Raw genomic sequence first — 18,975 nt, 5'->3', positions numbered from 1 at the left:
CCGGGGGCAGCGCCCCCGGGTCGGGACGGGAAGGGGCGGCGGGGCGAGGAAACCCCGTCAGTCCACCAGATCCCGCACCACCGCGTCCGCCAGCAACCGCCCGCGCAGCGTGAGCACCGCACTCCCCGCCTCGTACGGCCCCTCCTCCAGCAGCCCCTCCGACAGTGCCCGCCGCGCCGCCGCGAGCCCCGCCTCCCGCAGCAGCGCCAGCGGCACACCCTCCCGCAGCCGCAGCTCCAGCAGAACCCGCTCCACCCGCCGGTCCTCGTCCGTCAGGACCTCACGCCCGGCACCCGGCGACTTCCCCGCCGCCAGCGCCCCCGCGTACGCCCCCGGATGCTTCACGTTCCACCACCGCACGCCCCCCACGTGGGAGTGCGCGCCCGGTCCCGCGCCCCACCAGTCGGCGCCCCGCCAGTACAGCTCGTTGTGCAGGCAGCGCCCCGCGTCGGAGGTGGCCCAGTTCGACACCTCGTACCAGTCGTAGCCCGCCGCCGCGAGGGTCTCCTCGGCGATCAGGTACCGGTCGGCGTGCACGTCGTCGTCGGTCATCGGGACCTCGCCGCGCCGGATCCGCCGGGCCAGCTGGGTGCCCTCCTCGACGATCAGGGCGTACGCCGAGACGTGGTCCGGGCCGGCGCCGAGCGCGGCGTCCAGGGAGGCGCGCCAGTCGTCGTCGGACTCGCCGGGGGTGCCGTAGATCAGGTCGAGGTTGACGTGGTCGAAGCCGGCCGCGCGGGCCTCGGCGACGCAGGCCTCGGGGCGGCCGGGGGTGTGGGTGCGGTCCAGGATCTTCAGGACGTGCTGCTTGGCGCTCTGCATGCCGAAGGAGATCCGGTTGAAGCCGCCCTCGCGGAGGGTGGCGAGGTACGCCGGGTCGACGGACTCCGGGTTCGCCTCCGTGGTGATCTCCGCGTCCGGCGCCAGGCCGAACTCGTCGCGGATCGCGCCCAGCATCCGCACCAGGTCACCGGCGGCCAGCAGGGTGGGCGTACCGCCGCCGACGAAGACCGTGCGGACCTCGCGGGGGTCGTCGCCGAGCACCTTGCGGGCCAGGCGGACCTCGTCGACGAGTGTGTCGGCGTAGTTGTCGCGGGAGGCGAGGACACCGCCGGTGCCGCGCAGCTCGGTCGCCGTGTAGGTGTTGAAGTCGCAGTACCCGCAGCGGGTCGCGCAGTACGGGACGTGCAGGTAGAAGCCGAGGGGGCGGTCGGCGGCCCCGGCGAGCGCGGACGCGGGCAGGGCGCCGTCGGCGGGGACGGGCTCGCCGTCGGGGAGTGCGGAGGGCATGCGTTCCATTGTCCCGTACGGCCGCGGTTACCGGGTTGCCCGGCTGCTCGGCTGCCTGGCTGCCCGAGTTGCCTGGCTGCTCGGCTGCTCGGCTGCCTGGCTGCCCGGTCGTCTGGTCGCTCCGTCGCCCGTCGCCCGGTCGCTGCGTCGATCCGTCGCCCGGTCGCTGCGGCGCTCGGCGCTACTGGGCCTGGAGTACCAGCAGGGCCAGGTCGTCCTCCGGGGGGCGCGGCCCGAACTCGTGCACCAGCCGCCTGATCCGCTCGGCTACCAGCTCGGCGTCCAGGCCGGTGCACCCGGCCAGCGCCGTGGCGAGCCCGTCGCCGTCGTCGAACTGGCGGGAGCCGCTGCGCCGCTCCGTGATCCCGTCCGTGACGCACAGCAGGGTGTCGCCTGAGCGCAGCTCGAAGGTCTCGCTGGTGTACGTGGCGTCCTCGACGACGCCGAGCAGCGTCTGCGGACACGCGACCGCGGACACCGTGCCGTCGGGCCCGAGCAGCAGCGGCAGCGGGTGTCCGGCCGAGGCGAGGGTGCAGCGGACGCCGCCGTCGAAGGGGACCAGCTCGCCGTAGAGGAGGGAGAGGAAGCGGGTCTGCGGTCCGTCGCCCGGGGCAACCGGTGGGCCGCCCGCGGCGACCAGGGCGCGGGCGGCGGCGTCGGCGGCCTCGGTGGCGTCGTCGAGGAGGAGCTGGTTGAGGCGGTCGAGGACGTCGGGGACGCCGTACTGCTCGCGGGCCAGCAGCCGCAGCCAGGGCCGGGCGAGACCGATGACGACGGCGGCCTCGGGGCCCTTGCCCTGGACGTCGCCCACGGCGAAGCACCAGCGGCCGTCGCCGGCCGGGAAGAGGTCGTAGAAGTCGCCGCTGGGGCCGCCTTTGTCGCGGGGTTCGTAGACGAGGGCGCTGCGTACGCCGGGGATCTCCGCGACGGCACCGGGCAGCAGGCCGCGCTGGAGCACGGCGCTGATGGTGGCCTGCCGGGCGTACTGGCGGGCGGCGCCGATGGCGAGCGCCACCCGGCGGCTGAGATCCTCGACCAAACCGGTGATCTCGTCGGGGAAACCGGGCGAGCCGGGGGCCCCGGGGCTGCCGGCCCGCCCGATGACCAGGGTGCCCAGGGGCCTGCCGCCGGCGACCAGGCGGTAGGCGAGCGCGGTGCCGTGCGTGCCGTCCGGGCCGAGCGCCCCGCCGGGCCAGGGGTGGCCGACGGGGCCGGAGCGCCAGGGATCGCGCGGGCGGGGCGGGTCCTTCTCCAGGGCGGCGCGCAGTTCGTCCAGGTGCCCCTCGCCCGCGTGCCACACGCGGGCCAGCCGGGCGCCGACGGCGGCCCCGGTGTCGTCGGTCCAGGCGCCCCGGCCCAGGGACTCGTCCTCCAGCCACACCCCGCACCAGTCGGCGAGCCGGGGCACGATCAGCTGTCCGGTGAGGGAGGCGACCAGGTCTTCGTCGAGCTGCCCGGCCAGGAGGTCGCTGGCCTCGGCGAGGAAGGACAGCGCGCCGCGGCCCAGCCACTCGCGGTCGCGGACCCCGCGCCGGGCGGTGCCGACCTCGCCGTCCCACGGATCCGGCCACCCCGCGGGGCCGGACCGGCCGGAACACTCCCCGCGCCCACGGCTGGCGTCCGCGTCCGGCCCGAAGCTCTGGCCCCCACTTACATACGGCCCGGCGCCCTGCCCCGCACCCGCGCCCGCTCCCACACCCTGGCCCGCACCCGCACCCGCACCCGGTCCTACGCCCTGCCCCGCGCCCGCGTCGACCGCACGACCGGGGGCGTCCTTCCGACGGCCCGTCTCCTCCGACCACCCGAGGTCGTCCGCATCCACGTCGGCCACACTGCCGACGTCGGCAGCCCCACGCCCCGAGGCCGACGCCGGGTCCTCCGGCCTTTCGAGGCCCTCCGCGTCCGGGCCGGGCGAGGCTCCCGCGCCGTCGCGGCCGTCATGGGCCACGTGGCCGCACTGATCGTCCTCGTCCACGTGACCGCACGGGCCGGCCTCGCCGACCCGCACGGTGTTTCGGGTCTCGCCGGCCCTGGCGTCCTCGCCGTTCACGTCCTCCGCGCCGTCCGCGCAGGCCGTGCCGTCCGGCCACTCGCCCGGCCGCCGGATGCCGGGCGACCCGGGGCGCCGTGCGGCGCACCCTCCCACGTACATCCCGGTCTGTCCCGCGCTGTCCGTGCCCGCGGCCGACAGCCGTGCCCACACCGTTTTGATGCCCGGGCGGTAGGTGATGCCCCAGGCCTCCGCCAGCGCGGCGACCAGTCGCAGGCCGCGCCCGTACTCGGCGGGGTCGTGCGGCATCTCGGGGTCGGTGCTCCGCGGCGCGCGGGACGGGTGCTGGTCCGTGGCCTCGACGACGAGCGCGCCCGTCTCCTCCATCCGGAGGCCCACCTCGACGTCGGTGCCCGCGTGCACCACGGCGTTGGTGACCAGCTCGCTGACGACGACCAGGGCGTCGGCGGCGAGGTGCTCCGTCAGCTGCTCCGCGCCGGGCAGGCCGAGCGCCGACCAGTCGGCGAGCGCGGCCCGCGCCATCGCGCGTGCCGCGCCCGGCGCCAGGGAGCTGCCGAGCAGGCTCACGCGCGCCCGCGCACACCCCTCGGAGCCCTCGGAGCCCGCTACGGATGCCTCAACGGCGTGCGCGGGCGCCGCGCTGGCGCGGGAGGCGGTCTCCCGCTGCGTCGGAATGGCCCCCATGGACGTCTCCCCGGGCAGTTCGTGCGAGTTTCTCGCAGTCGATGCCGACAGAGTGACAGACCGGCCCCGCCCATAAGCACGGAGTTACCGAAGTGGGCCGCCATGGGTGAGAACCGTGCTAGGCGAACGTTCGAAGACGGCCGGAACACGACCGGAAACCGGACGCCTTCGAACATCCGAACATCAGCGGGAGTGCGCGGCAATCCGCCGGAGGACGCGGCAATCCGCGGCAGGGGCAGCGCCGCGCCTCCGCGCCCTACGCCTCGCGCGAGCCCTCGTACATCTCCTCGATCAGGTTCTTGTACTCCCGCTCCACCACCGGCCGCTTCAGCTTCAGGCTCGGGGTGATCTCGCCGTGTTCCACGTCGAGGTCGCGGGGCAGCAGGCGGAACTTCTTGATGGTCTGCCAGCGCTGGAGACCCTCGTTGAGCTGCTTGACGTAGCCGTCGACCATCTCGACGGTCGCGGGCGCCGCGACGATCTCGGCGTACGGCTTGCCCTCCAGGCCGTTCTCCTTGGCCCACTCGGTGATCGCGATCTCGTCGAGGGCGATGAGCGCGGTGCAGAAGTTCCGGTCGGCGCCGTGCACCAGGATGTTCGAGACGTAGGGGCAGACCGCCTTGAACTGGCCCTCGACCTCGGCCGGCGCGATGTACTTGCCGCCGGACGTCTTGATGAGGTCCTTCTTGCGGTCGGTGATGCGCAGGTAGCCGTCGGGCGACAGCTCGCCGATGTCGCCGGTGTGGAACCAGCCGTCGGCCTCCAGGACCTCGGCGGTCTTCTCGGGCAGCTTGTGGTAGCCCTCCATGATGCCGGGGCCGCGCAGCAGGATCTCGCCGTCGTCCGCGATGCGCACCTCGGTGCCGGGCAGCGGCTTGCCGACGGTGCCGGTGCGGTAGGCCTCGCCGGGGTTGACGAAGGAGGCGGCGGAGGACTCGGTGAGGCCGTAGCCCTCCAGGATGTGGATGCCGGCCCCGGCGAAGAAGTAGCCGATCTCCGGCGCGAGGGCGGCCGAGCCCGACACGCAGGCGCGCAGGCGGCCGCCGAAGGCCTCGCGGATCTTGGCGTAGACGAGCCGGTCGGCGACGGCGTGCTTGGTGCGCAGGCCGGCGGGGGCGCTCGCGGTACCGGTGCGCTTGAAGTTGTCCTGGGTGACCTTGGCGTACTCGCGGGCGATGCCGGCGGCCCACTGGAAGATCTTGTACTTGGCCCCGCCGCCCGCCCGGGCCTTGGCGGCGACGCCGTTGTAGACCTTCTCGAAGATGCGGGGCACGGCCGCCATGTAGGTCGGCTGGACCACCGGCAGGTTCTCGATGATCTTGTCGACCCGGCCGTCGACGGCGGTGACGTGACCGGCCTCGATCTGCCCGGAGGTCAGCACCTTGCCGAAGACGTGCGCGAGCGGCAGCCAGAGGTACTGGACGTCGTCCTTGGTGACCAGGCCGGTCGCGGCGATCGCCTTGGCCATGTAGGACCAGCAGTCGTGCGGGAGCCGGACGCCCTTGGGCCGGCCGGTGGTGCCGGAGGTGTAGATGAGGGTGGCGAGCTGGTCCTTGGTGAGCGCGCCGACCCGCTCCTTGATCAGTTGCGGCTCCTGCTCCAGGCGGGCCGCACCCCGGCGCTCCAGGTCGTCGAGGGTGAGGACCCAGTCCTCGGAGGTGTCCGCGCCGGCCGCGTCGACCACGACCACATGGGTGAGGTTGGGCAGCTCCGCCTTCTTCTCCCTCGCCTTGGCCAGCTGCGCGGCGTCCTCCGCGATCAGCACCCGGCTCTCGGAGTCGGAGAGGATGTACGCCGACTCGTCGGCGTTGGTCTGCGGGTAGACGGTGGTGGTCGCCGCGCCCGCGCACATGATGCCGAGGTCGGCGAGGATCCACTCCAGCCGGGTGGAGGAGGCCAGCGCCACCCGCTGCTCCGGCTGCACGCCCAGCTCGACGAGGCCGGCCGCGATCGCGTAGACCCGCTCGGCGGCCTGCGTCCAGGTCAGCGACTTCCACTCGTCCGGGCCCTCGCCCGAGGCCGGCGGCACCGGGTAGCGGTACGCCTCGGCGTCCGGCGTGGCGGCCACCCGCTCCAGGAAGAGTCCCGCCACGGAGGGCGGACGGTTCTCGATCAGTGTCTGTGTGTCGCTCACGACATCCTCCGGGCCCGCGACGTTGCGGCTGGCTCGTTGCGGCTGGCTCAGGTGTGGCTGGTTCACTCTCGGGCGGTGTTCAACGGTGTTGAGGTCGTGACGCGGACCGTTGTCCGATCACTTGTTTAACTCACGAGTAACTACGGGGCAGGCATCAGGGTAAAGGGCGACCGGCCCCCGCGTAAGAGTCCGCGCCCTGTCACTTCCTACAGATACGCGCCCGCGACATGCGAAGGGACCCGCCGCACTTTCGTACTACGGGCCCCTCGGTGTCCGTTTCGCCCGGACCTGGCGTGCGGCGCGGCGGTTACTTCTTGCCCTTGCCCGACCCCGCGCTGTCATCACTCGACAGCACCGCGATGAAGGCCTCCTGCGGAACCTCCACGGAACCCACCATCTTCATCCGCTTCTTGCCTTCCTTCTGCTTCTCCAGCAGCTTCCGCTTACGGGAGATGTCACCGCCGTAGCACTTGGCGAGGACGTCCTTGCGGATGGCGCGGATGGTCTCGCGGGCGATCACCCGGGAGCCGATGGCGGCCTGGATGGGCACCTCGAAGGCCTGCCGCGGGATCAGCTCGCGCAGCTTGGCGACGAGCCGCACGCCGTACGCGTAGGCCGCGTCCTTGTGGGTGATCGCCGAGAAGGCGTCCACCTTGTCGCCGTGCAGCAGGATGTCGACCTTGACCAGGCTGGAGGTCTGCTCGCCGGTGGGCTCGTAGTCCAGCGAGGCGTAGCCGCGCGTCTTCGACTTCAGCTGGTCGAAGAAGTCGAAGACGATCTCCGCGAGGGGGAGGGTGTAGCGGATCTCCACCCGGTCCTCGGAGAGGTAGTCCATGCCGAGCAGCGTGCCGCGCCGGGTCTGGCACAGCTCCATGATCGAGCCGATGAACTCGGTCGGCGCGAGGATCGTGGCCCGCACGACCGGCTCGTAGACCTCGTCGATCTTCCCCTCGGGGAACTCGCTCGGGTTGGTGACCGTGTGCTCAGTGCCGTCCTCCATGATCACGCGGTAGACCACGTTGGGGGCGGTGGCGATCAGGTCGAGGCTGAACTCGCGCTCCAGCCGCTCGCGGATCACGTCCAGGTGGAGCAGGCCGAGGAAGCCGACGCGGAAGCCGAAGCCGAGGGCGGCGGAGGTCTCCGGCTCGTAGACCAGGGCGGCGTCGTTGAGCTGGAGCTTGTCCAGTGCCTCGCGCAGCAGGGGGTAGTCGGAGCCGTCCAGCGGATACAGACCGGAGAAGACCATGGGCCTGGGGTCCTTGTAGCCGCCGAGGGCCTCCGTGGCGCCCTTGTGCATGCTGGTGACGGTGTCGCCGACCTTGGACTGGCGGACGTCCTTCACACCGGTGATCAGGTAGCCCACCTCGCCGACGCCCAGGCCGTCGGCGGAGAGCATCTCCGGCGAGTTGGTGCCGATCTCCAGCAGCTCGTGGGTGGCGCCGGTGGACATCATCCGGATCCGCTCGCGCTTGTTGAGCTGGCCGTCGATGACACGGACGTACGTCACGACACCGCGGTAGGAGTCGTAGACGGAGTCGAAGATCATCGCGCGGGCGGGGGCGTCCTTGACTCCGACCGGGGCCGGGACCTCGGCGACGACCTTGTCCAGCAGCGCGTCGACGCCGAGGCCGGTCTTGGCGGAGACCTTGAGGACGTCGTCGGGCTCGCAGCCGACCAGGTTGGCCAGCTCCTCGGCGAACTTCTCCGGCTGCGCGGCCGGCAGGTCGATCTTGTTCAGCACGGGGATGATCGTGAGGTCGTTCTCCATCGCCAGGTACAGGTTGGCGAGGGTCTGGGCCTCGATGCCCTGGGCGGCGTCGACGAGGAGGATGGTGCCCTCGCACGCGGCCAGCGACCGCGACACCTCGTAGGTGAAGTCGACGTGCCCCGGCGTGTCGATCATGTTGAGGATGTGCGTGGAGCCCTTGTCGTGGGACGGGGCCCACGGCAACCGCACCGCCTGGGACTTGATCGTGATGCCGCGCTCGCGCTCGATGTCCATGCGGTCGAGGTACTGGGCGCGCATCTGCCGCTGCTCGACCACACCGGTCAGCTGGAGCATCCGGTCGGCGAGCGTGGACTTGCCGTGGTCGATGTGCGCGATGATGCAGAAGTTGCGGATCAGCGCCGGGTCGGTACGGCTCGGCTCGGGCACATGGCTGGGGATCGCGGGCACGCAGGGTCCTGATTCTTGAGGCGTCCGCAGTGTCTGCGGTCTCGGGTCTCGGGTCGGATCGATACGTAGCCTCCATGGTCCCACGGGTGGGGAGCCGGTATGGGTTTGGGACCCTTCCCGACCCGCTGGTAGTGTGGGTGGCTGTGTCTCTTGCCCTCTCAGCGCGAGGCACTCCTTCAAGAAATCACCGGCACGGGACCCTCGCGGCCTCGTGCCTGAACCTGCAAAGGCTCATTCGTGGCGAACATCAAGTCCCAGATCAAGCGGAACAAGACCAACGAGAAGGCCCGGCTGCGCAACAAGGCCGTCAAGTCCTCTCTGAAGACCGCGATCCGCAAGGCCCGCGAGGCCGCTGCCGCGGGTGACGTCGAGAAGGCCACCGAGTACCAGCGCGTCGCTTCGCGCCAGCTCGACAAGGCCGTCTCCAAGGGCGTCATCCACAAGAACCAGGCCGCCAACAAGAAGTCGGCGCTGGCGCAGAAGGTCGGCGCCCTCAAGGGCTGAACCCCTTATCTGGTCTGATCGCCGGAAGGACCCAGAGCGGGCCCTCTCTCATCCGCTCCCGTCCGGCACCCAGGATCCATGCGCGGCCTGCGTTCGCCACGCGGGCATGGATCCGCGAGCTTGATCCGGAGGCCCCGGTCGGCCGTCCTTCCCCAGGACGGACGCCGGGGCCTTCGGTGTTTCCCCGGCCAGGGGTTCCGAGGGGGTGCTTACGACCGTCCCCGTGAACGCGCCGCCCGCGCGATGGTCACCACGGCCTTCTCCAGGGCGTACTCGGGGTCCTCCCCGGCGCCCTTCACCCCCGCGTCGGCCTCGGCCACCGCGCGCAGCGCGACGGAGACGCCGTCCGGGGTCCAGCCCCGCATCTGCTGCCGGACCCGGTCGATCTTCCAGGGTGGCATCCCCAGCTCGCGGGCCAGGTCCGCGGGGCGTCCGCCGCGGGCGGAGGACAGCTTGCCGATGGCCCGCACGCCCTGCGCCAGCGCGCTGGTGATCAGCACCGGTGCCACGCCGGTCGCCAGCGACCAGCGCAGTGCTTCCAGGGCCTCCGCCGCACGCCCCTCGACCGCCCGGTCGGCGACCGTGAAGCTGGATGCCTCCGCCCGACCGGTGTAGTACCGCCCGACGACCGCCTCGTCGACGGTCCCCTCGACGTCGGCGGTCAGCTGGGAGACCGCGGAGGCCAGCTCCCGCAGGTCGCTGCCGATCGCGTCGACCAGGGCCTGGCACGCCTCGGGGGTGGCGGACCGCCCGGCCGTACGGAACTCGGAGCGCACGAAGGCCAGCCGGTCGGCGGGCTTCGTCATCTTCGGGCAGGCCACCTCCCGCGCCCCCGCCTTGCGGGCGGCGTCGAGCACGCCCTTGCCCTTGGCACCGCCCGCGTGGAGCAGGACGAGGGTGATCTCCTCGGCGGGCGCGCCGAGGTAGCCCTTGACGTCCTTGACCGTGTCGGCGGACAGGTCCTGCGCATTGCGTACGACCACGACTTTGCGCTCGGCGAAGAGCGAGGGGCTGGTGAGCTCGGCGAGGGTGCCGGGCTGCAACTGGTCGGGGGTGAGGTCGCGTACGTCCGTGTCGGCGTCGGCGGCCTTGGCGGCGGCCACCACCTCCTGCACGGCACGGTCGAGCAGGAGGTCCTCCTGGCCCACGGCAAGGGTCACCGGGGCGAGAGGGTCGTCGTTCGCAGTCTTCCTGGCCATCGCGACAAGCATCGCACGCACCACTGACAACGCCGGACGGGCGCTGCCGGTCCGGCTGCCGCGGGAGGGGCCCTACGGCTCCTCGCGCCAGCCCTCCCACTCCCCGGCGAACGCGTCCAGCTCGCCGGGGTCCAGCGCTTCGCACTCGTCGTGCAGGAGGACGAGCCACTGGGCGTCCTCGGCGTCGTCCTCGCCGGCCAGGGCGTCCCGCAGGATGCGCGGTTCCTCGTCGGTCCCGAACCGCTCCCCGAGTGCCTGGGCCGCCTCCTCCGCGGCGTCGCGGTCGGGCAGTACCAGCACATGTCTCACGTCGCTCACGGGTGCCATTGTCGGTCAGCCCCGGGCGCGGTCAGCCCTTGGGCCCGGTCAGCCCTTGGGCACGGTCTGCACGTCGAGGTCGATGCGGATGCTGGGGCCGACCACGGCGATGCCGCGGGCCAGCATCGTCTGCCAGCTCACCGTGAAGTCGTCGCGGTGCAGCTCGGTGGTGGCGCGGCAGGCCGCCCGCGTCTCGCCCTCCATGCCGTTGCCGAGTCCGAGGTACTCGGTGTCCAGCGTGACCGTGCGCGTCACACCGTGCAGCGACAACGCGCCGGTCACGGCCCACCGGTTACCGCCGCGGTGGGTGAACCGGTCGCTGTAGAACTCCAGGGTCGGAAACCGCTCCACGTCCAGGAAGTCGGCCGAGCGCAGGTGGTCGTCGCGCATCTTCACGTTGGTGTCGATGGACGCCGCGTCGATCACCACGTGCATCGCGGACTGCTGCATGTCGTCGGCGATCCGCACCGCGCCCGCGAAGGAGTTGAACCGGCCGTGGATCCGGGCCAGCCCGATGTGCCGGGCGGTGAACGCGATCGAGGAGTGCGCCGGCTCGATCTCCCAGTCACCCGGCGCGGGCAGCTCCGGCGGCTGGGCCACCTGGAGCGTCACGTCGCCGAGCGAGGCCAGCGAGTCCTCGACGACCGTCGCGGAGGCACGGTACGGCGTGTACCCCTCGGCGGACACGGCGAGCCGGTACTCCCCCGCCGGCACCGTCGCCACGAACGATCCGAAGGGGTCCGTACCGCCGCCGACCACCTTGCGCCCCATGGCGTCACTGACCGTGAACTCGGCGCCCGGCACCGGGGCGTTGACGGGGTCGAGGACGCGGCAGCTCAGCACCCCCGCGTCCGGCGGGGTGTGCACCGCCGCCAGGGGACCCGTCCGTTGCATCCGCTTCGTTCGGCTTCCCAGCAAGCGGCCGATCATCTGCGACATCCTCTGCGCGACATGAAAAAAACTAGTTGACGGAGAAACATTCGATCACCGATGTGGCTTTCGAGGCAACACGGGACCACATCGCGGGAAACCGTCACATGTGCAGGGAGTGGACGGGAGTGGCCCCGTGTGGCCCGGTTTCGGCACACCGGACACGACGTCTCACGGCCGGGGTGCTGGCGGCGCGGCCCGGACGGCACGGGCGACCGTGCTCGTCCCGGGCCTCCGGTCTTCCAGGCCCCCCGGTCTTCCGTCACCGGGCGGCTGTCACCCCTGCCAGTACAGGCCCCGGACCTTCGCGCTCGTGACGGTGATCGGCGTCTCGTCGCCGGAGTCGGGCGGGTAGTAGACGACCTCGAAGCGCAGCCGTTCGTCGCCGACGATCGAGCCGCTGTTCCCGAAGTCCGGGAAGCTGTCACCGCTGGTGCCCACCCGCTCGACGATCGGCCCGGTCCATCGGGTGCCGTCCGGACGCAGGTGGTAGAAGCGGCCCTGGAGCGTGGCGCCGGGCGGCACGTCCGCTCGAAGGTAGGCCGTGGCCTGGTAGTGGGACGCGCCGGTCAGCAGGTCCACGCCGTCCACGGTGAGTGTCGTCCACCGCCGGGGCGCGATCTCCTGGTCGTCGCCGTCGGATCGGCTGATGGCTCGCGGCATGTCTTCCTCCTCGGAGTCGCCGGGCGTCCAGCCGGCGGGGTGGGTGAGGCGTTCTTCGACCCGGGCGCGCATCGACGCCATGGTGAAGCCGCGCGGGTCGACCTTCCCGGGCTGCCACTCGAGGTGGCCGATGACGGACCGCTCGTTCCAGTTGTGGTGGCGGCACACGGCCGCGGCTGCCCGCTCGATCGCGTCCAACTGCGCGGCGGGCCACGGGTCCTTGCCGTCGCCGAGGTTCTCGCACTCGAAGCCGTAGAAGTGCCGGTTGCCGTCGGTGTTGGCCTCGTTGTCCCGAGGCAGCGCCTTCTCCTCGACGACGGCCCGCAGGACGTCGTCGTCGCCGAGACCGGCGTGGTTGGCCCGCCCGTAGCCGACCAGATGGACCCTGCCGTCCTTGGTGATGACGCCGTGGCACAGCGGGCCGGGCAAGCCCGCGTAGCCCTTGCGGCAGATCTCCACGGTGGCCGCGCTGCCCCGGGTCACGGTGTGATGGATCATCACCCCGTTGACGGGGCCCCAGGGACCCTTGTGGTTGCGATTATGGTCCCGCCAGTCGCCCACCTCGACGACGGTGAGACCCTCCGCCCTCAGTGCCTTGAGGAAACTGCCCGCGGTCATGGGGGTGGCCATCAGCGACACTCCGGCCACGACCACGTGGCCTGCCGGCCGTCCGCACCGGGCCGGTGCACGACGGTGTGCCCCGGCGTGGGGGGTTGGGGCATGGGTTTCTCCTTCTGCCGGTGGGGCGGGCCTCCCGTCGCCGAACCCCGTCGTGTCGTGGCGGTGGCGGCGGCGGTCGGGAGTGGCCCGTGAGGCCGTGGACTGGTGGTCGGGGGCCGACCGTTGCCGGGCGCGTCGGCTGCGCGACACGGTGACGTCTTCCGCGCCTTCTTCCGTGCCGTACTGAAAATTCCCGGCGCCCGCCCTGCCTACGCCTCCGCGCAGCGCGCGGCAGAGACCGGAACGGCTTGATCCGGCCAACACCGCTCCGCGCGGGAGAATCTCGTGCGGCGCGTGATGATCAACATGCACGACCTCGTCGGCCGCACCAGCTACTTCGTCATCCGCTTCCACGGCCCGGAAGGCGCCGCGAACGACGAACTCACCTCTCGTCTGGTGGACTCCGCCACCACGCGCACGCTGTCCTGGCCGAAGGGGACCGAGATCGAGGTCGTGCCCCAGCCCCTCACCGGTGCGGACGGACCGCACCGTCTGGTCATCGGGACGGTACCCACCACCGCGAAGCAGGTCGCCTGCCACTGGAAGGACGGCACCACCACCCTGGCCGACCGGGCCCCCGACAACACCCCCGTGCGCGGCACGAACGCCGTGATCCGGTCCGTCCGCGGCTACCCCACGGCGAACTGGTTCGCCTGCGCGGCACCGGGCTCCGCCGCCTACGAGTCCGCGGAGGTGACCAAGTAACGATGATCGGAGCGGCAGGCCGTCCCGCCGGGGCTGCCGGAGCGGCTGGCTCCCGACCCGCTCGCCGCGGGGTTCGCACGCAGGCGCTCAGTCCCCCGCCACCCGCAGCTCCCTCCCCGTACCGGTGACCGCCAAGGCCCCGTCCCGGTCCGTGCGCAGTACCGTCGCGCCCTGGGCGCGCAGGGCCGCGACCGTGCCGGGGGCCGGGTGGCCGTAGGTATTGCCCTCGCCGCAGCTGATGACGGCCAGGCGTGGGGCGACCTGACGGAGGAACGCGAAGTCCTGGTGGGCGGAGCCGTGGTGGGCCACCTTCAGCACGTCGACGCCTTCCAGGGCCGCTGCCGCCGGGGAGCGGGCCAACTCGCGCTGGGCCGGGGGTTCCAGGTCGCCCAGGAGGAGCAGGCGGATGCCCGCCGTGCGGACCAGGAGGGCGACGCTGGCGTCGTTGGGGCCGCCTTCCGTGCCCGGTGCCGTGGTGGTCGGCGGGCTCGGCGGGGGCCACACCACCTGCCAGGACAGCGGGCCGGAGCGCCGTTGTTCTCCGGCGGACGCGTGGCGCAGGGGGATGTGTCGGGCCGTTGCCTGTCGCCGGACGAACTCGGCCTGGTCGGCGGGCTCTTCGAGGGCGGTTGTCTCGATCGCGCCCACCGAGCGGCCGCGCAGTACTCCGGGCAGTCCGGCCACGTGGTCGGCGTGGTAGTGGGTCAGCAGCACGAGGGGGACGCGGGTGATGCCGAGGGAGCGCAGGCAGTGGTCGACCGGAGCGGGGTCGGGGCCCGCGTCCACGACGACGGCCGTCCCCTCCCCCGCCGCGAGGACCAGCGCGTCGCCCTGGCCGACGTCGCACATCACCATCCGCCAGTCCGGTGGGGGCCAGCCCTTGATCACCCGGGCCAGCGGGGGCGGCTGCACCACCACCAGGATCAGGAGCAGGGCGCAGAGGCCGCACCACCAGGGGTGCCGCAGCAGGCGTCGGCCGGCCAGCAGCACGCCCACCGTGACCAGGGCGAGCAGCCCCGCCCCGGCCCAGCTGCCCGGCCAGTCCACTCCCGCGCCCGGCAGCCGGGCACCGGTGCGGGCGATTCCCGCGATCCACTCGGCCGGCCAGCCTCCGCACCAGGCAAGGCTCTCGGCCAGCGGCATCGCCACCGGCGCCGTCGCCAGTGCCGCGAAGCCGAGCACGGTGGCCGGGGCCACCGCGAACTCCGCCAGCAGGTTGCACGGCACCCCCACCAGGCTCACCCGCGCCGACAGCACCGCGACGACCGGCGCGCACAGGGCCTGCGCGGCGCCCGCGGCGGCCAGCGCCTCCGCGAGCCGGGGCGGCACCCGGCGTCGGCGCAAAGACGCGCTCCACCGCGGAGCCAGCGTGAGCAACGCCCCCGTGGCCAGCACGGAGAGCAGGAAGCCGTAACTCCGGGCCAGCCAGGGGTCGTAGAGCACCAGGAGCAGTACCGCCGTCGCGAGGGCCGGCAGAAGTGACCTGCGGCGTCCGGTGGCCAGGGCGAGCAGGGCGACGGACCCGCAGGCCGCCGCCCGCAGCACGCTCGGGTCGGGACGGCACACGACGACGAAGGCCAACGCGAGCAGGCCGCCGAGCAGCGCGGTCGTGCGCAGGGGGATGCCGAGGCGGGGCGCCAGGCCTCGGCGCTCGCTGCGCTGGGCCAGGCCCGGCGGGCCGAGGAGCAGGGCGAGCACGATGGTGAAGTTGGCGCCGGACACCGCGAGCGTGTGCGTCAGGTCGGTTTCCTTGAATGCCTCCTCCAGCTCGGGCGTGACGCGTGAGGTGTCGCCGACGACCAGGCCCGGCAGCAGCGCCCTCGCGTCCGTCGGCAGGTCCTCGGTCGCCTCGCGCAGACCGGACCGCAGTCGGCCCGCCAGGCGTTGCGCCGTCGAGGGCTTCGCCGTCGTCTCCGGTGCCTGCCGGCCGGCCCGGACACGCAGCACCGCGGCGATCCGGTCGCCGCGCGTCCTCGGGGGCGACAGGCGGGCGGTGACGTTGAACCGGGTAGTTGGCAACAGGCTCAGCCAGCGGGAGGAGGCGGCCCGGGTACGGGAGTCGCCGACATCCACGAGGACGAGGACCGGCGTTCGGGCCGTCACCGTCTTCCCGCCCCTCTCCGTCACCCGCCGCACGTCGGCCTCGATCAGCACCGTGGGCGGCACGGCGCGGTTGCCCCGGACCCGCGGCCGGGTGAGCCGGGGGTCGGCCGTGGCCTCGACCTCGGCGGTGACGGTGGCGTACCGCCTCGCCAGCTCCGGCACGGGTCCCCGGCGCAGGTCCGCCCCGTGCAGGGCGGCCGAGGCGGCGGAGGCGGCGACGCAGAGCAACAGGGCGGCGGCCGCCGGTGCGTGGGGCCGGTCGCGCACCGGCCTCAGCAGCAGTGCCCCGGCCAGGAGGAGAGCGCCCGTCACCACGCCCACCGCCCAGCCCGTCGGCGCGCCCGGCGCCAGCGCCGCCGTCGCCCACGCCGCCAGAGCGGGTGGCACCAGGCGCAGGTCGGCGGGGCCCTCCTGCCGGGGGTGGGCCGCGCCCAGCCGGTGGCCGGAGGCGGCGTGCACGGCGGCGCGCGGGGACGCCGCACGCCGGTCCCCCGGCCTGTCCGGCCCTTCCGGCCCGTCGGGTCGGTCCGGTCGATCCGACCGATCCGACCGATCCGGTCGATCCGGTCGATCCGGTCGATCCGGTCGATTCAGCCGGTCCAGCCGGTTCGCTTCCGTCACGTCCGTGTTCATGGCCGTACGAGGTCCCGCAGGTCGGCGAAGCGGCGCTCGCCGATGCCGTTGACCTCGCGCAGTTCGTCCACCGAGCGGAAACCGCCGTGCTGGGTGCGGTAGTCGATGATGTGCTGGGCGAGGACCGGGCCGACGCCCGGGAGGGTGTCGAGCTGGTCGGTGGTCGCCGTGTTGAGGGACACCGGTGCCGCGGGCCCCGCCGCCCCCGTCGGCCCACCCGGGGCGGGACCCCCTCCCGGCCGGGGCGCGGGCACGGGCGCCGCTCCGACGATCACCTGTTCGCCGTCCACCAGGAAGCGGGCGCGGTTCAGCCCGTCGGTCTTCGTGCCGGGCCGCACGCCCCCGGCAGCCCGCAGGGCGTCGGCGACGCGGGAACCGGGCGGGAGGCTGTGGATACCCGGCTTGCGGACCTTTCCGCCGACGTCCACCACGATCTCGGGCCCGGCCGTGGCCGTCGGCGCGGCCTGGGAGCCGGGCTCGCCCGTCGTCGCGCGGTCCGCGGCCGTCGGCCCCGGTTTCCCGGCTCCGTATGCCGCCGCCTCCCGCACCACCTCGGGTGCCGCCACCGACTGGGTGCGGCCGGACCAGAAGTGCTGCACCGCGAAGACCGCCGCGACGACGAGCAGCACCGTGAGCGCGCCCACGCTGCGCCGCTCCAGGCCGCATCGGGTCCGCAGCCACAGCGGCATCCGCTCCCGCAGTGCCTGCCCGGCCCGCTCCCGCAGTGCCTGCCCGGCCGGCTCCCGCCAAGTCGGCGCGATTCCGCCGGAGTCACCGACGTCCGCGTCGCCGGGGGTCTCGGGGCCGGGCGGCGGAGGCCCCTTCCCCGGCTCGCCCCGCGCCTCTTCGTGTCCCGTCTGCTCGACCCGCTCCCCGAACAGCGCCTCCGCCCTCCGCCGCAGTTCCTCCGGCGGAGCGTGCCGGCGGCCGTGCCGGGTGTGGGAGCGGGAGCGGGGGCGGGCGTGGGCGCGGGAGCCCGGTGCGCGGCGGTGCGCGAGGCGGCCGTCGGAGGCCGGGGCGCGGCCCGGGCCGCTGGTCGCGGACGTGGTGCGTGAGCGTGATCGAAGAGCCATGCGACGAGGATCGGGCCCCTGGACGCCCTCGCGATGATCATGGTCGTTTTCCGGGGATCATCCCCGGGTTGTGGACAACTGCGCCCCCCACACGGGTTACCCGGCCGCCCTCACCGCGACGAGACCACGACCCCCAGCAGCCCCGGCCCCGTGTGCGCGCCGATCACCGCGCCGACCTCGCTCACGTGCAGGTCGGCCAGCCCGGACAGCCGGTTCCGCAGGCGGTCCGCGAGGGCCGACGCCCGGTCGGGGGCGGCGAGATGGTGGACGGCGATGTCGACGGGTGCGCTGCTCGCACGATCGGCGGCGATCTCCTCCAGCCGGGCGATGGCCTTGGACGCCGTCCGCACCTTCTCCAGGGGTTCGATGCGGCCGCCCTCCAGTTGCAGCAGCGGCTTGACGGCGAGCGCGGAGCCGAACAGCGCCTGGGCCGCCCCGATCCGGCCGCCGCGACGCAGGTAGTCGAGGGTGTCGACGTAGAAGTAGGCGGAGGTGCCCGCGGCGCGCTTCTCCGCGGCCGTGACGGCCTCGTCCACCGTGCCGCCCGCCTCCGCCGTCTCCGCGGCGGCGAGCGCGCAGAAGCCGAGGGCCATCGCGATCATCCCGGTGTCCACGACCCTGACCGGGACGGCGGCCTCACGCGCCGCGACGACGGCCGCGTCGTGCGTGCCGGAGAGTTCGGCGGACAGGTGGAGGGAGACGATGCCGTCGGCGCCGGACTCGGCGATCCTGCGGTAGGTCTCGGCGAAGAGCCCGGGACTGGGGCGCGAGGTGGTGACCGGCCGGCGTTTCTGTAGGGCCTGGGCCAGGGAGCGGGTCGAGATCTCGGTGCCCTCCTCCAGGGCCCGGTCGCCCAGGACCACGGTCAGGGGTACCGCGGTGATGCCGTGCCGCTCCATCGTCCGGGCCGGAAGGTAGGCCGTTGAATCCGTGACGATAGCGACATGGCGGGACATGAGCTGGAGGTTACCTGGCGTAGTGCCCGTACGGCAGTCCGGCCCCGGCCACCGGGCGTTCACAGGACCGCAACGGGCCGCCGGGGCCGGTCAGGTCGTGCTCTCCGGGCGGGCGTTCTTCTGCCAGGGGTACACGGGGCGCGCGGCGGGCGGGGTGATGGCGGGGCGCGCGGCGTCCTCCTCCGCCGGTCCTTGAGCGGGCGCGTCAGGCCAGGTCTGGCGGCTGGACGGGGTGTCGGCGGAGGGCGCCTCGGGCCAGGACGGCGGCGCGGCGGCGGGCTCCGTCTCCGTCCAGTGCCGCAGCGCACCCGCCTCCACGTCGATCTGCGCGCTCAGCGAGTCCAGGTCGTCGTCCGCGAAGCGGCGGGCGCGGTCGCGGGCCGCCCAGCGCAGGGCGTCCGCCGACCGGATGATGCGCTCGGTGCGCTCACGCAGCCCGGGCAGGCGCTCGGCGAGGGTGGCGCGGTCCGGCTCGGACTCCAGCCGCCGCAGCTCGCCGTCCAGCTCGAAGCCGTGCGCGCTGAGCCGCTCGAAGAGCGCGAGGGACTCCTTGAGGGACTCGTCCTCGGCCACGCGCGCGTGCAGCGCGTCCTGCGTGGACCTCATGGAGGTGCGCAGACTCAGCCGCAGCTGTGCCAGCTCGGCCGCCGGACCCACCTGGACGAGGGACTTGGCCCGCAGGGTGTGGTCCTCGACGGTGCGGCGGGCCTGTGTGATGCCGCGGTCGACGCTGCGCTTGGCGGCGCCGACGGCCTTCACCGTGGCGTAGACGCCCAGCACCACGGCGAGCAGGAAGAGCAGGGCGAACACGGTGAGCGCTGCTTCCACGGGCTCCTCCTTCGGACGTCCGGCCCGCGCACCGGCGGCCCACGGCGC

At 73.3% G+C, this 18,975-nt stretch carries 13 protein-coding genes and 1 pseudogene; 2 read left to right on the top strand and 12 right to left on the bottom strand.

What is annotated here, in order from left to right:
* Positions 1-57 precede the first annotated feature (57 nt).
* The 4 genes from hemW to lepA all read right to left on the bottom strand — a co-directional run bounded on the left by hemW (position 58) and on the right by lepA (position 8,295).
* Entirely contained in the window at positions 58-1,290 is a 1,233-nt protein-coding gene (gene hemW / locus B9W62_RS25920) for a radical SAM family heme chaperone HemW (RefSeq protein WP_087809405.1), read from the bottom strand.
* Between the two features lie 181 nt (positions 1,291-1,471).
* Positions 1,472-3,985, bottom strand: a complete 2,514-nt coding sequence (locus tag B9W62_RS25915) for a SpoIIE family protein phosphatase (protein WP_087809404.1) — start codon at positions 3,983-3,985, stop codon at positions 1,472-1,474.
* A 256-nt stretch (positions 3,986-4,241) separates the two neighbouring features.
* Positions 4,242-6,119, bottom strand: a complete 1,878-nt coding sequence (locus B9W62_RS25910; RefSeq protein ID WP_087809402.1) for an AMP-dependent synthetase/ligase — start codon at positions 6,117-6,119, stop codon at positions 4,242-4,244.
* 307 nt (positions 6,120-6,426) lie between these two features.
* Complete coding sequence (lepA, locus tag B9W62_RS25905) at positions 6,427-8,295, bottom strand: translation elongation factor 4 (protein WP_087809401.1); 1,869 nt, start codon at positions 8,293-8,295, stop codon at positions 6,427-6,429.
* A gap of 237 nt (positions 8,296-8,532) precedes the next feature.
* Here lepA and rpsT point away from each other — a divergent pair, with 237 nt between their 5' ends.
* A complete protein-coding gene (gene rpsT, locus B9W62_RS25895) occupies positions 8,533-8,799 on the top strand; it encodes a 30S ribosomal protein S20 (RefSeq protein ID WP_030180898.1) in 267 nt (88 codons plus the stop codon).
* Between the two features lie 209 nt (positions 8,800-9,008).
* Here the strand turns inward: rpsT and holA are convergent, their stop codons facing one another.
* The 4 genes and pseudogenes from holA to B9W62_RS41130 all read right to left on the bottom strand — a co-directional run.
* Entirely contained in the window at positions 9,009-9,998 is a 990-nt protein-coding gene (gene holA, locus B9W62_RS25890; protein ID WP_179235669.1) for a DNA polymerase III subunit delta, read from the bottom strand.
* Between the two features lie 72 nt (positions 9,999-10,070).
* On the bottom strand, positions 10,071-10,316 hold the full coding sequence (locus tag B9W62_RS25885; RefSeq protein ID WP_256976581.1) for a hypothetical protein: 246 nt from the start codon (positions 10,314-10,316) through the stop codon (positions 10,071-10,073).
* 48 nt (positions 10,317-10,364) lie between these two features.
* Positions 10,365-11,246 carry a YceI family protein gene (locus tag B9W62_RS25880; protein WP_087809394.1) on the bottom strand — a complete coding sequence of 294 codons (882 nt, stop codon included), beginning with the start codon at positions 11,244-11,246 and terminating at the stop codon, positions 10,365-10,367.
* 708 nt (positions 11,247-11,954) lie between these two features.
* Positions 11,955-12,527: pseudogene (locus tag B9W62_RS41130) on the bottom strand (N-acetylmuramoyl-L-alanine amidase); the annotation flags it as partial.
* A 387-nt stretch (positions 12,528-12,914) separates the two neighbouring features.
* On the opposite strand from B9W62_RS41130, the gene B9W62_RS25870 reads away from it, so the two are divergent.
* Positions 12,915-13,334 (top strand): hypothetical protein, encoded by a 420-nt coding sequence (locus tag B9W62_RS25870; RefSeq protein ID WP_087809393.1) that lies wholly within the window; start codon positions 12,915-12,917, stop codon positions 13,332-13,334.
* An 87-nt stretch (positions 13,335-13,421) separates the two neighbouring features.
* Here B9W62_RS25870 and B9W62_RS25865 read toward each other — a convergent pair whose 3' ends face one another.
* The 4 genes from B9W62_RS25865 to B9W62_RS25850 form a co-directional block, all read right to left on the bottom strand.
* Positions 13,422-15,896, bottom strand: a complete 2,475-nt coding sequence (locus tag B9W62_RS25865; RefSeq protein WP_087809392.1) for a ComEC/Rec2 family competence protein — start codon at positions 15,894-15,896, stop codon at positions 13,422-13,424.
* 170 nt (positions 15,897-16,066) lie between these two features.
* Positions 16,067-17,143 carry a ComEA family DNA-binding protein gene (locus tag B9W62_RS25860; protein ID WP_087809390.1) on the bottom strand — a complete coding sequence of 359 codons (1,077 nt, stop codon included), beginning with the start codon at positions 17,141-17,143 and terminating at the stop codon, positions 16,067-16,069.
* Between the two features lie 110 nt (positions 17,144-17,253).
* Positions 17,254-18,099, bottom strand: coding sequence for a DegV family protein (locus B9W62_RS25855; RefSeq protein ID WP_087809388.1), 846 nt, complete (start codon positions 18,097-18,099; stop codon positions 17,254-17,256).
* Positions 18,100-18,189: 90 nt separating this feature from the next.
* Entirely contained in the window at positions 18,190-18,927 is a 738-nt protein-coding gene (locus B9W62_RS25850; RefSeq protein WP_087809387.1) for a hypothetical protein, read from the bottom strand.
* Between the last annotated feature and the right edge of the window lie 48 nt (positions 18,928-18,975).

Origin of the sequence: Streptomyces sp. CS113 (assembly GCF_002188365.1) — a bacterium.
Taxonomy (GTDB): domain Bacteria; phylum Actinomycetota; class Actinomycetes; order Streptomycetales; family Streptomycetaceae; genus Streptomyces; species Streptomyces tendae.
The sequence above is the reverse complement of the archived record's forward strand: the minus strand, read 5'-3'. Positions and strand labels throughout refer to the sequence as shown.